Annotated in this window: 13 protein-coding genes; 9 read left to right on the top strand and 4 right to left on the bottom strand. The window is 66.5% G+C overall.

Annotated features, from left to right (window positions below; all coding sequences use genetic code 11):
* Window positions 1-20 precede the first annotated feature (20 nt).
* The 3 genes from D7Y61_RS07000 to D7Y61_RS06990 all read left to right on the top strand — a co-directional run bounded on the left by D7Y61_RS07000 (window position 21) and on the right by D7Y61_RS06990 (window position 2,629).
* Complete coding sequence (locus D7Y61_RS07000) at window positions 21-236, top strand: hypothetical protein (RefSeq protein ID WP_180865673.1); 216 nt, start codon at window positions 21-23, stop codon at window positions 234-236.
* Between the two features lie 189 nt (window positions 237-425).
* Window positions 426-1,787 carry a 30S ribosomal protein S12 methylthiotransferase RimO gene (gene rimO, locus D7Y61_RS06995; protein WP_180865672.1) on the top strand — a complete coding sequence of 454 codons (1,362 nt, stop codon included), beginning with the start codon at window positions 426-428 and terminating at the stop codon, window positions 1,785-1,787.
* Entirely contained in the window at window positions 1,784-2,629 is an 846-nt protein-coding gene (locus D7Y61_RS06990; protein ID WP_180865671.1) for a DUF3025 domain-containing protein, read from the top strand. The genes rimO and D7Y61_RS06990 overlap by 4 nt, the downstream gene beginning before the upstream one ends.
* Window positions 2,630-2,696: 67 nt before the next feature.
* On the opposite strand, the gene greB is transcribed toward D7Y61_RS06990, so the two are convergent.
* Together greB and D7Y61_RS06980 are read right to left on the bottom strand one after the other, a co-directional pair.
* On the bottom strand, window positions 2,697-3,203 hold the full coding sequence (greB, locus tag D7Y61_RS06985) for a transcription elongation factor GreB (protein WP_111204153.1): 507 nt from the start codon (window positions 3,201-3,203) through the stop codon (window positions 2,697-2,699).
* Between the two features lie 90 nt (window positions 3,204-3,293).
* Window positions 3,294-4,799: a helicase HerA-like domain-containing protein gene (locus D7Y61_RS06980; protein ID WP_180865670.1), complete on the bottom strand. Its 1,506-nt coding sequence runs from the start codon at window positions 4,797-4,799 to the stop codon at window positions 3,294-3,296.
* 122 nt (window positions 4,800-4,921) lie between these two features.
* On the opposite strand from D7Y61_RS06980, the gene D7Y61_RS06975 reads away from it, so the two are divergent.
* The gene (locus D7Y61_RS06975) at window positions 4,922-6,526 is read left to right on the top strand and encodes a transglycosylase SLT domain-containing protein (protein ID WP_180865669.1); all 1,605 of its coding nucleotides are present in this window, start codon (window positions 4,922-4,924) and stop codon (window positions 6,524-6,526) included.
* A gap of 23 nt (window positions 6,527-6,549) precedes the next feature.
* The gene (locus D7Y61_RS06970; RefSeq protein WP_180865668.1) at window positions 6,550-6,897 is read left to right on the top strand and encodes a ribonuclease E inhibitor RraB; all 348 of its coding nucleotides are present in this window, start codon (window positions 6,550-6,552) and stop codon (window positions 6,895-6,897) included.
* Window positions 6,898-7,028: 131 nt separating this feature from the next.
* Here the strand turns inward: D7Y61_RS06970 and asd are convergent, their stop codons facing one another.
* Together asd and D7Y61_RS06960 are read right to left on the bottom strand one after the other, a co-directional pair.
* Complete coding sequence (gene asd / locus D7Y61_RS06965) at window positions 7,029-7,871, bottom strand: archaetidylserine decarboxylase (protein WP_180865667.1); 843 nt, start codon at window positions 7,869-7,871, stop codon at window positions 7,029-7,031.
* Complete coding sequence (locus D7Y61_RS06960) at window positions 7,868-8,518, bottom strand: SCO family protein (protein WP_180865666.1); 651 nt, start codon at window positions 8,516-8,518, stop codon at window positions 7,868-7,870. Before D7Y61_RS06960 ends, asd begins: the two co-directional genes overlap by 4 nt.
* 122 nt (window positions 8,519-8,640) lie before the next feature.
* Between D7Y61_RS06960 and prmB the strand changes: the two genes are divergently transcribed.
* The 4 genes from prmB (at window position 8,641) to D7Y61_RS06940 (ending at window position 12,822) form a co-directional block, all read left to right on the top strand.
* Entirely contained in the window at window positions 8,641-9,570 is a 930-nt protein-coding gene (gene prmB / locus D7Y61_RS06955) for a 50S ribosomal protein L3 N(5)-glutamine methyltransferase (protein WP_180865665.1), read from the top strand.
* The gene (aroC, locus tag D7Y61_RS06950) at window positions 9,567-10,670 is read left to right on the top strand and encodes a chorismate synthase (protein WP_180865664.1); all 1,104 of its coding nucleotides are present in this window, start codon (window positions 9,567-9,569) and stop codon (window positions 10,668-10,670) included. Before prmB ends, aroC begins: the two co-directional genes overlap by 4 nt.
* Window positions 10,663-11,700, top strand: coding sequence for a 2-hydroxyacid dehydrogenase (locus tag D7Y61_RS06945; protein ID WP_180865663.1), 1,038 nt, complete (start codon window positions 10,663-10,665; stop codon window positions 11,698-11,700). Before aroC ends, D7Y61_RS06945 begins: the two co-directional genes overlap by 8 nt.
* Window positions 11,701-11,793: 93 nt before the next feature.
* On the top strand, window positions 11,794-12,822 hold the full coding sequence (locus tag D7Y61_RS06940) for an aspartate-semialdehyde dehydrogenase (protein ID WP_180865662.1): 1,029 nt from the start codon (window positions 11,794-11,796) through the stop codon (window positions 12,820-12,822).
* Window positions 12,823-12,844: the final 22 nt, after the last annotated feature.

Below are 12,844 nucleotides of genomic sequence, written 5' to 3'. Positions count from 1 at the left end.
TTTTCTTTTGGAGATCCAACATGAAGTTCAATGCACGGCTTGTCCTGCTGACCCGCGCGGTCGAGCAGTCCGGAGTGGTCAATCTGCATTTCCGCCCGGAGGGCGACGACCTTCTTCCGCAGATGGTGATCCCGGTATCGCCGCTGGATGCATACGCCTTGAAGTTTGGCGCGCTGTACCGGTTCGAGGCGATCGCGGTGGAAGAAGCGCTGCCCATCGAGGCAGCCGCTGGTTGAGACCGGGCGGTTGCGGTGGTGCTGGATATGGCCGGGTACTGACCCTTCACGGTCCAGGGGCCGCAGGCGGGAGCGGCGATTCAGGGCCCTGGCCCGAACCCCGGTATACTGGCGCCCTTTCAGGCCCCGGCCCCCAGGAACCCCTGCCATGCCGGCAGGGGCCCAGGCCCCCAGAGTCCCGCGATTTCCATGTCCCAGCTGAACCCCAAAGTCGGCTTCGTCAGCCTTGGCTGCCCGAAGGCCCTTGTCGATTCCGAGCGCATCCTCACCCAGCTGCGTTCGGAAGGCTACGACATCGTCCCGTCCTACGATTCGGCCGACGTGGTGGTGGTCAACACCTGCGGCTTCATCGATTCGGCGGTGACCGAGTCGCTGGACGCGATCGGCGAGGCGATGAACCAGAACGGCAAGGTCATCGTCACCGGCTGCCTGGGCAAGCGCCCGGAACAGATCCGCGAGGCGTACCCGAACGTGCTGGCGGTGTCCGGCCCGCAGGACTACCAGAGCGTGATGGAGGCGGTGCACGAAGCGCTGCCGCCCAGGCACGATCCCTTCGTGGACCTGGTGCCCGACTACGGCATCAAGCTGACCCCGCGCCACTATGCCTACCTGAAGATTTCCGAGGGCTGCAACCACAAGTGCAGCTTCTGCATCATCCCGTCGATGCGCGGCAAGCTGGTCTCGCGCCCGGTGGATGAGGTGCTGCGCGAAGCCGAGCGCCTGGTGCGTGGCGGCGTGCGTGAACTGCTGGTGGTGTCGCAGGACACCTCGGCATACGGCGTGGACGTGAAGTACGCCGATAAGATGTGGCGCAACAAGGCCTACCAGACGCGTTTGAAGGCGCTGTGCGAAGGCCTGTCCGAACTCGATGCGTGGGTGCGCATGCATTACGTCTACCCGTACCCGCACGTGGACGAAGTGGTGCCGCTGATGGCCGAGAACCGGATCCTGCCGTATCTGGACATTCCGTTCCAGCATGCCAGCCCGCGCATCCTGCGTTTGATGAAGCGCCCCGGCGCGGTCGAGAAGACCCTGGAGCGCGTGCAGAACTGGCGCCGCATTGCGCCGGACATCACCGTGCGTTCGACCTTCATCGTCGGCTTCCCGGGCGAGACCGAAGCCGAGTTCGAAGAGCTGCTGTCGTTCCTCGACGAAGCGCAGCTGGACCGCGTGGGCGCGTTTGCGTATTCGCCGGTTGAGGGTGCCACCGCCAACGATCTGCCCGATGCGGTGCCGGAGGAAGTGAAGCAGGAACGCCTGGCTCGCTTCATGGAGAAGCAGGCGCAGATTTCCGCCGCACGCCTGGAAGCCAAGATCGGTACCGTGCAGCAGTGCCTGGTCGATGCGATCGAAGGTGACATCGCCGTGGCCCGCTCCAAGGCCGATGCGCCGGAGATCGACGGCCTGGTGCATATCCAGAACGCCGACCAGGTGCCGTTGCGCGTGGGTGAATTCGTCGATGTGGAGATCACCGAGAGCGACGAGCACGACCTGTACGGTGACGCGTTGGCGGCTGCTACCCGCCCGGCATTCGATCTCAAGATGCTGTGACTGCAGCGACGACCGCCGCCGGTGACGGCAGCGGTGTCCGCCGCTTCGTGCCGCCGCCGCGTGCGGCGGTCGACCTGCAGGTGTTTGAACACCCGGTGTTCACCGGCTTGCAGGACTTCCGTGATCTGCTGGACGATGCGGCACGGCCGTCCATCGCTGCACTTGATGCGCGGCTCGCGCTGCCCGGCAAGCGCCTGGTGGAACAGGACGCCGCGCTGCTGGCCGACGGCCTGCACTACGAAGCGCGCATCGCGCAGGGTCATATCGCCACCCGCGCCGACAATTGGCATGACCTGTTCAATGCGCTGGTGTGGGCACGCCATCCGCAGCTCAAGCATGCGCTCAACGTGCAGCAGTGCCTGCATATCGACGCCATGCCAGCAGGTCAGCGCAACCGTGCGCAGGCGGCACTGACCCAGTTCGACGAGAGTGGGGTGATCGTGCGTGTACGCGAGGGCATCCTGCTGGCCGCATGGGACGCGCATGACTGGCCTGCAGTGTTCGAGCCGGCGGGCTGGCAGAACGGAGACATCGCCATCGCCGCGGTGTTCGGTCACGCGCTGATGGAACAGGCGCTGCTGCCGGGGCGTCTGCTGGTAGGCAAATGCGTGGTGGTACAAGGCAGGGATGACAATGCCTGCATTGCCGAGGTCACTGCGGCCATCGGTGGGGGCAGGGTGCTGACCGATCCGTTGCAGCTGCGACCGCTGCCCGTGGCGGGTATTCCCGGCTGGCATGAAGGGCAGGATGCCACCTTCTACGCCAACACCGATTACTTCCGACCATTGCGTGCCGGGCGCCAGTATCCGCCGCCCCTGCCCGGCGGTAGAGTCGACTGTTAGTCGACTGCTTTTCCTGCGGCGCCGCGAAAATCCCGCGCTTCGCGCGGTAGTCGACTGACAGTCGACTCTACATCCGCTCGTATTCCACGCTGATCACCGCGAAGGTGAATTGCCCGCCGGGCAGCTCCACCGAGAATTCGTCATCCAGCCGCTTCTTCAGCAGCGCCCGTGCCAGCGGTGAATCGATGCTGATCCAGCCAAGTCCCGCATCCGTCTCATCCGGGCCGACGATGCGGTAGCGGCTGGTATCACCGCTGTCCACGTTTTCCAGCTCCACCCACGCACCGAAGAACACCGCCTGCGGATCGGTCGGGGTGGTGTCGACCACGCGCAGCGATTCCAGCCGCTTGGTCAGGTAGCGCACGCGACGGTCGATCTCGCCCAGCTGCTTCTTGCGATAGGTGTACTCGGCGTTCTCTGAGCGGTCACCTTCAGCGGCGGCGGCGGCCAGTGCCTTCACCACTTCAGGGCGCCGGACACGCCACAGGTCATCCAGTTCGGCCTTCAGCCGGGCGTGGCCGGAGGCGGTGATCAGGGCGGTGCTTTTCTCTGCGGGGGGACGCCAGCGGGACATGCAATACAGCTTCTTTTCGAGGGGATCTAGGAATGGGGTGGGGTCGKATCCCTTTCCCACGKAAWGGGATCCGACCCCAACGGGCGCAACTCAGCGCTTGCCGCCGAAAATGCCACCCAGAATGCCGCGCACGATCTGGTTGCCCAGCTTGGTACCGACCGTGCGCGTGGTCTGCTTGGCCATGGTTTCAATCATGCCTTGACGGCGCTTGGTGCCGAAAATCGCATCCTTGATGGACTGGCCGAATCCGCCTTCCTGCGCGTCGTCCTGCTCGCGGCTGCGCGCGGCAGGGCTTTCGGCTTTCTCGACCGCCTTCTGCGCACGCTGGGCCAGCAGTTCTGCCGCCGATTCGCGGTTGATCGCGGTGTCGTAGCGGCTGCCGACCGGGCTGCCGGCACGCACCTGGGCACGCTCGGTCTCGGTGATCGGTCCCATCCGGCAGCGCGGCGGCGCGATCATCGTCTGCTGCACCGGCATCGGCACGCCCTTGTCCTGCAGCGTGGACACCAGCGCCTCGCCGGTGCCGAGCTGGCTCAGCACCTTGGCCACGTCCAGCTTCGGGTTCGGCACGAAGGTCTCGGCGGCGGTCTTCACCGCCTTCTGGTCGCGCGGGGTGAAGGCACGCAGCGCGTGCTGCACGCGGTTGCCCAGCTGGCCGAGGATGTTGCCCGGCACGTCATCAGGGAACTGCGAGCAGAAGTACACGCCCACGCCCTTGGAGCGGATCAGACGCACCACCTGCTCGATGCGCTGCACCAGCGACGCGGGCGCGTCGTCGAACAGCAGGTGCGCTTCGTCGAAGATGAAGACCAGCTTCGGCTTCTCCAGGTCGCCCACTTCCGGCAGCTGCTCGAACAGTTCCGACAGCAGCCACAGCAGGAAGGTGGAATAGAGCTTGGGCTTGAGCACCAGCTGGTCGGCGGCGAGGATGCCTATCATGCCGCGGCCGTCGTGATTGACGCGCATGATGTCGGCCAGCTCAAGCGCCGGTTCGCCGAAGAAATTCTCGCCACCGTCCTGAGCCAGGCGCAGCACTGAACGCTGGATCGCGGCGATCGACTGCGCACTGACCAGTCCGTATTCGGTGGAGATGTCCTTGCGTTCATCGGCGACCAGGCCGAGTAGTGCGCGCAGGTCGTCCATGTCCAGCAGCAGCAGGCCACGGTCATCGGCCAGCTTGAATACGATGTCGAGCACGCCGGCCTGGGTGTCGTTCAATTCGAGGATGCGCGACAGCAGGGTCGGGCCCATCTCGCTGACCGTGGTGCGCACCGGATGGCCGAGCTTGCCGTACAGGTCCCAGAAAATGGTCGGGCTCCCGGCCGGCGCATAGTCCGCCACGCCGATCTCGGCGGCGCGCTGGAGCAGGTTCTCGGTGCCGGTGCCGGGCACGGCGAGGCCGGACACATCGCCCTTCACATCGGCCAGGAACACCGGTACGCCCAGCCGCGAGAAGCCCTCGGCCAGGGTCATCAGGGTCACCGTCTTGCCGGTACCGGTGGCGCCGGCCACCAGGCCGTGGCGGTTGCCGAGTTTCGGCAGCAGGGTGACGGCGATATCGTCGGTAATGCCTTTGCCGAGCAGAATCGGATCCATGGTCCAGCCCTTGTGGTGAATAGCCCAATGTTAACCGCCGGCGGTGACGGGCCGAAGGTCGGCTTGCCCGGACCTTGGCGGCGCCGCTACTCTGCCTGCCTGTTTCGCACACAGTGCCATCAATGCCCGTTCCTGTCCTGATTTCCCGTGGTTGGCCGCTGCTGGCCCTGGCCGGCCTGGTTTCCCTGGCGCCCGACGCCCATGCGCAGCGGGTTTCGGCCCGGGACAAGGTGAAGGTGGATGCGCTGCAGCAGCGCATGACCGCCGCCGAGAAGCGCTACAGCGACGCCCTGCTGCTGGTCGCCAATTCCGACCCGAAGGGCAGCAACGAGGCCGATGCCGCGCTGGAGGACATGGAAGACGTCCTCAACGACTGCGTGAAACAGAAGGGCTGCCAGATGGGCACCCTGCTGGCCAGCTACAAGCGCCTGCTCAAGCACGACGCCGACGCGGCGGGCAGCGACGAGGTAACCGACGTGAGCGGTGACCGCCTGGAGGCCGACCCCGACCATATCGGTCCGCTCACTGCTGACGTGCCCGAGGCCGCCCGCGCCGCCGCGCTGCTCAACGACAAGCGGCACGCCTTCGACACCATGGTCGATTACAACCCGGCCGTGCAGGCGGGTATCCGTCGCTGGCTGACCGACATGCGCCCGGCGCTGCTGACCAGCTACGAAAACTACCAGAACCTGCGCGCGGTGATGTGGCCGGAGTGGGAGAAGCGTGGCCTGCCCGAGGCGCTGCTGTTCGGCATCATGGCCAAGGAGTCCAACGGCCGTGTCCATGCCTCCTCGCGCGCCGGTGCGGCGGGCTTGATGCAGTTCATGCCGGCCACCGGCCGCCGCTTCGGCCTGGGTCCGGACGGTACCGGCTTCGATACACGCTTTGACGCGCGCAGCGCCGCCGAGGCCAGTGCCAGCTATCTCAACGAGCGCCTGCGCGAGCTGAACAACAACGTGGAAATGTCGGTGGCTGCCTACAACGGCGGCGAAGGCCGTGCCGCGCGCGTGTTCAAGCAGAGTGGCGGACAGAGCTTCTGGACCGACAGCGTCTACAACCAGTTCCCGGGCGAGACCAAGGACTATGTGCCGATGGTGATCGCCGCTGCGTGGATCTTCCTGCACCCGCAGCAGTACGGCGTGGAGTTCCCGAAGATCAGCGCGCAGCCGGCCACGTTGCGCCTGGCCAAGTCCACCACCATCTATGAACTGACCATCTGCCTGGGCAGCCACGGCACCCGCGATGGCTACATGCGCGTGCTGCGCAACCTCAATCCGCGTTATGAAGCCGATGGCTGGATTCCGGCCGGTACGCTGATCAACGCGACCACCCGCATCGCCGGCCTGTACCAGCGCAACTGCGTCAGTGGCCCGCGTGCAGACCTGGCGCGCACCCTGATCACGGCCGATCTGAATGCTGCCATCGTCCGCCCGACGGCCGCCAGCTACACCGGCAGTGTCGCCGTGGGCGGCGTGGTGCCGGTGGCCGATGCGGCCGCGTCCACCAGCGTGCCAACCACGCCGGTCGCTCCGGTGGCCATGTCGCGCCCGGCGGCGCGGCCGAAGCCAGTCCGCAGCCACAAGGTAGGCAAAGGCGAGACCCTGGGCGCCATCGCGGCGAAATTCCAGTGCGACGTGCCGACCCTGGCCCGCGCCAACGGCCTGAAAGCCCCGGCCTACAGCCTGCGCCACGGCCAGACGCTGAAGCTGCAGGGCTGCGACAAGTAATCCCCCCGACCCCTGGAATCCGCATGGACCTCGAAGACACCCGCAACCTGTTCGCCAACCTCCGCGAAAACACCGACTGGGACATCACAGGCCCGTTGCTGTGGGGGTACTTCTTCGTGCACTCCACTGCCGAACCGTTGCAGGCATTGGCCGAGCACCTGCAGGCGCAGGGTTACAGCTTCGTTGAACTGTTCGAGCAGGAGCCGGAAGAGGGTGACGCTCCCTTCCACGTTCTGCACGTGGAGCGGGTGGAGATCCACGACGAAGCATCGCTGGACCGTCGCAACCAGGAGTTCGCGGCGCTGGCCGCGGAGAAGGGCGTGGAAGACTACGACGGCATGGACGTCGGCCCGGCCCCGGCCCTGCAGTAGCGCGCATACCGGTAGTGCCGGCCGCTGGCCGGCATTCCGTTGAATCCCTCCACGCATGGCGTGGAAAAAGGGGACGGAAGGGATTAAGTCGCTTGTGGCACAAACGACTTAATCCCTTCCGTCCCCTTTTTTCAGCGCAACTTCGCCAGCGCCTGGCCCAGCTGCACCGGGCTTTCGGCGCCCAGCTGCGGGGCGAAGTCCGCCACGCCCGGCGGCAGCAGCACGATCACGGTGGAGCCGTAGTTGAAGCGCGCCATCTCGGCGAAACGCTCCAGCTTGATGCCCTGGCCGCGGTAATCCTTGCGGGTGATGCGGTCACCGTAGGCCGGGATCTCCTCGCCGCTCCACACGGTTTCCACGCCGGACACCAGTAGTGCACCGACCATAACACTGACCATCGGGCCGAAGCTGGTGTCGAAGTGGCAGACCAGGCGCTCATTGCGCGCGAACAGGCGCGGTACCCTGTTCACCGCGGCCGGACCGACGCTGAACAGGCGGCCCGGCACGTGCACGGTCTCGCGCAGGGTGCCGGTCCACGGCATGTGCACGCGGTGGTAATCGCGCGGTGACAGGTACACGGTGGCGTACAGGCCCTCGTTGTACGGTTTGGCGTCCTCGTCGCTGCCCAGCAGCTCGGCGGCGGTGAACGACTGGCCCTTGGCCTGGAAGATGCGGCCGGCCTCGATCTTCCCCAGTTGGCTGATGCGGCCGTCGGCCGGCATCACCAGGCTGCGCGGATCGGCATCGGCCACGCGCGCGCCCGGCTTCAGCGCACGGGTGAAGAACTGGTTGAAGGTGGCATAGCTGCGCGGGTCCGGGTTGGCCGCTTCGTCCAGGTTGACGTTGAACTTGCGGGTGACCGTGTCGATCAGCCAGCGCGACACGCGCGGATCGTCCGAGTACGCCAGCGAACGCGCCATCGAGGACAGCAGGCGGTGGGGCAGGGCATACGTCAGGGCGGTGGTGAGGCTCATGGGGCGGTTTTCTCGGTCAGCTTCTGCAGGTCGCGGGCAATGGCCGGCGCGTTGAACGGGGGGCGCACAAGGCCGGCAAGGCGGCCCTGCGGGTCGAGCACGGCCAGGCTGGCCGAATGCTCGACGGTGTAATCCTCGGGGTTTTCGTCGAAGTGCTTGCCCGGCACCTTCTGGAACACGAAGCCCAGCGAGGTGGCGAAGCGCTCCAGCGAAGGAATGTCGGCGGTGGCGGCCAGGGTGTCCTTGTGGAAGCCGTGCACGTACTCGCCCAGGCGGGTCGCGCTGTCCCGGTCCGGGTCGACCGAGATGAACAGCACGCGCGGGCGCAGCGTGTCAGGCAGCGCTTCCCACTGGTTCTGCGCGCCGGCCAGCTCGGCCAAGGTGGTCGGGCAGACGTCGGGGCAGAAGGTGAAGCCCAGGAACACCAAGGTCCAGTGGCCCTTCAGTTCGCCAGGGATCAGGCGGGTGCCGTCGGACTGGGCCAGGTTGAAGTCGGGCAGTTCGCGCGGCTGCGGGTACAGCGTGATCGCTTCGGTGGCCGGGGCATTGGCCGGCGGCTTCGGCGCAAACACCTGCTGGGCGGCCAGCAGGCCCAGGCCCGCCGCCAGGGCGATCAGCAGGATGATGCCGGCGTTGCGATTGAACATGGGAGCCCCCGCGCGAAGTGGGCTCCATCATACCGGCTGCGGCCCGATCGTTTCTGCCGCAACGGATGCCGCCACGGGCGCCAGCCCCTATAATCGGGGGCCACTTTGCCCGCAGTACCGCCATGACCGCTGAAACGGCCGCCGAACTCCACACGATCATCGATCTGATCCGCTACGGCACCAGCCGTTTCAACGAAGCCGGGCTGACCTTCGGTCACAGCTACGACAATGCGTTGGACGAGGCCACCCAGCTCGTGCTGCACAGCCTGCACCTGCCGCACGACCTCGGCCCGGCGTACGGCCAGGCGCGCCTGCTGCAGGCCGAGAAACTGCGCGTGCTGGAACTGTTCCAGCGCCGCATCGACGAACGAATCCCGGCGGCCTACCTGACCGGCGAGGCCTGGTTTGCCGGTCTGAGTTTCAAGAGCGACAAGCGCGCCCTGGTGCCGCGATCGCCGATCGCCGAACTGATCGAATGCGGCTTCGAGCCGTGGCTGGCCGGCCGCGATGTCAGCCGTGCCCTGGACCTGTGCACAGGTTCGGGTTGCATTGCCATCGCCATGGGCCACTACTACCCGAACTGGGAAGTGGACGGCGTCGACCTGAGCGATGACGCGCTGTCGTTGGCTGAAGAGAATAAGGAACGCCTGCAGGCGCACAACGTCACCCTGCTCAAGTCGGACCTGTTCAACGGCCTGACCGGCCGTCACTACGACCTGATCGTCACCAACCCGCCGTACGTCACCAACGACGAGACCGATGCCCTGCCGCAGGAATACTCCTACGAGCCGGAAATGGGCCTGCGTGCCGGCGACGACGGCTTGGACCTGGTGTTGAAGATCCTGCGCGACGCCCCGCTGCACCTGAGCGAAGAGGGCCTGCTGATCTGCGAAGTGGGCGAATCCGAGCAGCACCTGATCAAGCTGCTGCCGGAAGTCGACTTCGCCTGGATCGAGTTCAAGGTCGGCCAGATGGGCATCTTCGCGGTCGAATGCCGTGAACTGATCGCCCACAGCGCCCGCATCACCGAACTGGCGGCGCAGCGCCCGTGAGCTCCAATTCGTTCGGCAAGCTGTTCACCGTCACCACGTTCGGCGAATCGCACGGGCCGGCCATCGGCTGCGTGATCGATGGCTGTCCGCCGGGGCTGGCGCTGGATGCGGCCGAATTCGCCCACGACCTGCAGCGCCGCGCCACTGGCAAGAGCCGCCATACCTCGGCACGCCGCGAGGCCGATGAAGTCGAAATCCTGTCGGGTGTATACCAGGGCCTGACCACCGGCACGCCGATCGCGCTGCTGATCCGCAACACCGACCAGCGCAGCAAGGATTACGCCAACATCGGCCAGCAGTTCCGTCCGGGCCATGCCGACTACAGCTACTGGCACAAGTACGGTATCCGCGATCCGCGCGGTGGTGGCCGTTCCTCTGCGCGCGAAACGACTATGCGCGTGGCTGCCGGTGTGGTCGCCAAGAAGTGGCTGGCCGAGCGCTTCGGGGTGACCGTGCGTGGCTACCTGTCGCAGCTGGGCGAGATCCGTCCGGCCGGTTTCGACTGGTCGGCGGTGGAAGACAACCCGTTCTTCTGGCCGCACGCCGAGCAGGTGCCGCAACTGGAGGCGTACATGGATGCGCTGCGCAAGTCCGGTGATTCGGTCGGTGCGCGCGTGGACGTGGTGGCCGACAACGTGCCGCCGGGCTGGGGTGAACCCATCTACGGCAAACTCGATGGCGACCTGGCCGCCGCGCTGATGAGCATCAACGCGGTCAAGGGCGTGGAGATCGGCGATGGTTTTGCCAGTGCCGCGCAGAAGGGCACCGAGCACCGTGACCTGCTGACGCCGCAGGGGTTCGCCAGCAACCATGCCGGCGGCATCCTCGGTGGCATCTCCACCGGCCAGCCGGTAGTTGCGTCGATTGCCCTGAAGCCGACCTCCAGCCTGCGCCTGCCGGGCCCGTCGCTGGATACCGATGGCAATGTGGTGGAAGTGGTCACCATCGGCCGTCACGACCCCTGCGTCGGCATCCGCGCCACCCCCATCGCCGAGGCGATGATGGCGATGGTGCTGATGGACCAAGCGCTGCGCCACCGCGCGCAGTGTGGCGATGTCGGCACGATCACGCCGCGCATTCCCGGGCAGATCGATGGCTGACACGCGGCCGACGGTGTGGGTGAGCCAGCCGCTGATCGACGCGGCCATCGCGCCCTTGCGCGATCGCGTGCAGCTGCGCAGCACCGACACCGTCACCGCCTGGACGCCCGCGCAGATCGCCGAACAGCTGGCCAGCGCCGACGGCGCGATCATCACGCTCAATGAGCGCATCAGTGCGGCCCAGGTGGCCGACGCCGCGCAGTTGCAGGTGATTGCCAATGTCGGCGTCGGCTACAACAACCTGGATGTCGACGCGCTCACTGCGGCCGGCATCCTCGCCAGCAACACCCCGGACGTCCTCACCGAGACCACCGCCGATCTCGGCTTCGCGTTGCTGATGGCCACTGCACGCCGGATCACCGAGTCCGAGCGCTGGCTGCGCGAAGGCCAGTGGCAGCAGTGGTCGTTCCAGACCATGCTGGGCGCGGATGTCCATGGCAGCACGCTGGGCATCCTCGGCATGGGTCGCATCGGCCAGGGCATCGCCCGCCGCGGTGCACACGGGTTCGGCATGAAGGTGGTGTACCACAACCGTTCGCGGTTGCCGGCCGATACCGAGGCGGCGCTCGGCGCGACCTACGTGGACCTGGACACACTGCTGGCGCAGTCCGACCATCTGGTCACGGTGCTGCCCTACACGCAGGCCTCGCATCACATCATCGATGCGGCGGCGCTGGCGAAGATGAAGCCCTCGGCCACCCTGGTGAACATCGCCCGCGGCGGCATCGTCGACGAACGGGCGCTGGCCGACGCGCTGGCCAACGGTCGCCTCGCGGCGGCTGGCCTGGATGTCTACGAGGGCGAACCGACGGTGCGCCCGGAACTGCTGGCGCTGCGCAACGTGGTGCTGACCCCGCATATCGGCAGCGCCTCGCTGGCCACGCGCACGGCGATGGTACAGCTGGCTGTGGATAATCTGGTTGCCGGGCTCGGCCTGGATGGCGGCCCGTCGCGCATGCCGAGCGCGATCAACGCTGACGCGGCGATGGCCGCGCGCGTGACCCTGGGCAAAAAAACCGGGAAACGATAGGGAACCTCCGCGCGTCCCGCCTGAGGAGGTTCCCCGAACCCAGCTGTCGTGCGTGTTTCTTCCCCATCCCCGTTTTCGTGAGAGTTTCCCCCCATGAGCAATGCACAGCGCAGTTTCCACGTCGCCGTCGTCGGTGCCACCGGTGCGGTCGGCGAGACCATGTTGTCGATACTGGCCGAGCGTGATTTCCCGGTCGGTACCCTGAGCGTTCTCGCTTCCGAGCGTTCGGCCGGCGGCGAGATCGAGTTCAACGGCCAGAAGGTCAAGGTCCAGGACCTGGCTACCTTTGACCCGAGCGGCGTCGAGATCGCCCTGTTCTCGGCCGGCGGCAGCGTGTCCAAGGAATACGCGCCGAAGTTCGCAGCAGCGGGCGCTGTGGTGATCGACAACTCCTCGGCCTTCCGTTACGACGATGACGTGCCGCTGGTGGTGTCCGAGGTCAACCCGGAGCAGGTCGCCAACCGTCCGCGCGGCATCATCGCCAACCCGAACTGCTCGACCATGCAGATGCTGGTGGCACTGGCGCCGCTGCACCGCAAGTACGGCATCGAGCGCATCAATGTCTCCACCTACCAGTCGGTGTCTGGCGGCGGCCGTTCGGCAACCGAGGAACTGGGCAAGCAGACCGGCCAGCTGCTCAGCTTCCAGGAGATCGATCCGCAGCGCTTCCCGGTGCAGATCGCCTTCAACCTGATCCCGCACATCGATGACTTCCAGGACAACGGTTTCACCAAGGAAGAGATGAAGCTGATCTGGGAGACCCGCAAGATCCTCGGCGACGACAGCATCCTGGTGAACCCGACCGCGGTGCGCGTGCCGGTGTTCTACGGCCACTCCGAGTCGGTGGCGATCGAGACCCGCGACAAGGTCACCGTGGCCGAAGCGCGCGCGCTGCTGGAGCAGTCGCCGGGCGTGGAAGTGGTGGACCGCCACGAAGCCGGCGGCTACCCGACCCCGGTTACCCATGCCTCGGGCACCGACGCGGTGTACGTCGGCCGCATCCGCGAGGACCTGTCGCACCCGCGCGGCCTGAACCTGTGGATCGTGTCGGACAACGTGCGCAAGGGCGCGGCGTTGAATGCCGTGCAGCTCGCTGAGCTGGTCGCTGCCGAACCGCGCTGATCACTGCGGTAGTGCCGGCCGC

The organism is Stenotrophomonas maltophilia (genome assembly GCF_013464485.1).
GTDB classification, from domain to species: Bacteria; Pseudomonadota; Gammaproteobacteria; order Xanthomonadales; family Xanthomonadaceae; genus Stenotrophomonas; species Stenotrophomonas maltophilia_AW.
This window is presented reverse-complemented; position numbering and strand designations above follow the sequence as displayed.

What these genes read in the sequence shown, in the direction of transcription:
- prmB (WP_180865665.1), top strand. Translation starts at nt 8,641, where the DNA reads ATGACCGCTGAAACGGCCGCCGAACTCCACACGATCATCGATCTGATC.
- rimO (WP_180865672.1), top strand. Translation starts at nt 426, where the DNA reads ATGTCCCAGCTGAACCCCAAAGTCGGCTTCGTCAGCCTTGGCTGCCCG.
- D7Y61_RS06940 (WP_180865662.1), top strand. Translation starts at nt 11,794, where the DNA reads ATGAGCAATGCACAGCGCAGTTTCCACGTCGCCGTCGTCGGTGCCACC.
- greB (WP_111204153.1), bottom strand. Translation starts at nt 3,203, where the DNA reads ATGTCCCGCTGGCGTCCCCCCGCAGAGAAAAGCACCGCCCTGATCACC.
- D7Y61_RS06960 (WP_180865666.1), bottom strand. Translation starts at nt 8,518, where the DNA reads ATGTTCAATCGCAACGCCGGCATCATCCTGCTGATCGCCCTGGCGGCG.
- D7Y61_RS06975 (WP_180865669.1), top strand. Translation starts at nt 4,922, where the DNA reads ATGCCCGTTCCTGTCCTGATTTCCCGTGGTTGGCCGCTGCTGGCCCTG.
- D7Y61_RS06945 (WP_180865663.1), top strand. Translation starts at nt 10,663, where the DNA reads ATGGCTGACACGCGGCCGACGGTGTGGGTGAGCCAGCCGCTGATCGAC.
- asd (WP_180865667.1), bottom strand. Translation starts at nt 7,871, where the DNA reads ATGAGCCTCACCACCGCCCTGACGTATGCCCTGCCCCACCGCCTGCTG.
- D7Y61_RS07000 (WP_180865673.1), top strand. Translation starts at nt 21, where the DNA reads ATGAAGTTCAATGCACGGCTTGTCCTGCTGACCCGCGCGGTCGAGCAG.
- D7Y61_RS06980 (WP_180865670.1), bottom strand. Translation starts at nt 4,799, where the DNA reads ATGGATCCGATTCTGCTCGGCAAAGGCATTACCGACGATATCGCCGTC.
- D7Y61_RS06970 (WP_180865668.1), top strand. Translation starts at nt 6,550, where the DNA reads ATGGACCTCGAAGACACCCGCAACCTGTTCGCCAACCTCCGCGAAAAC.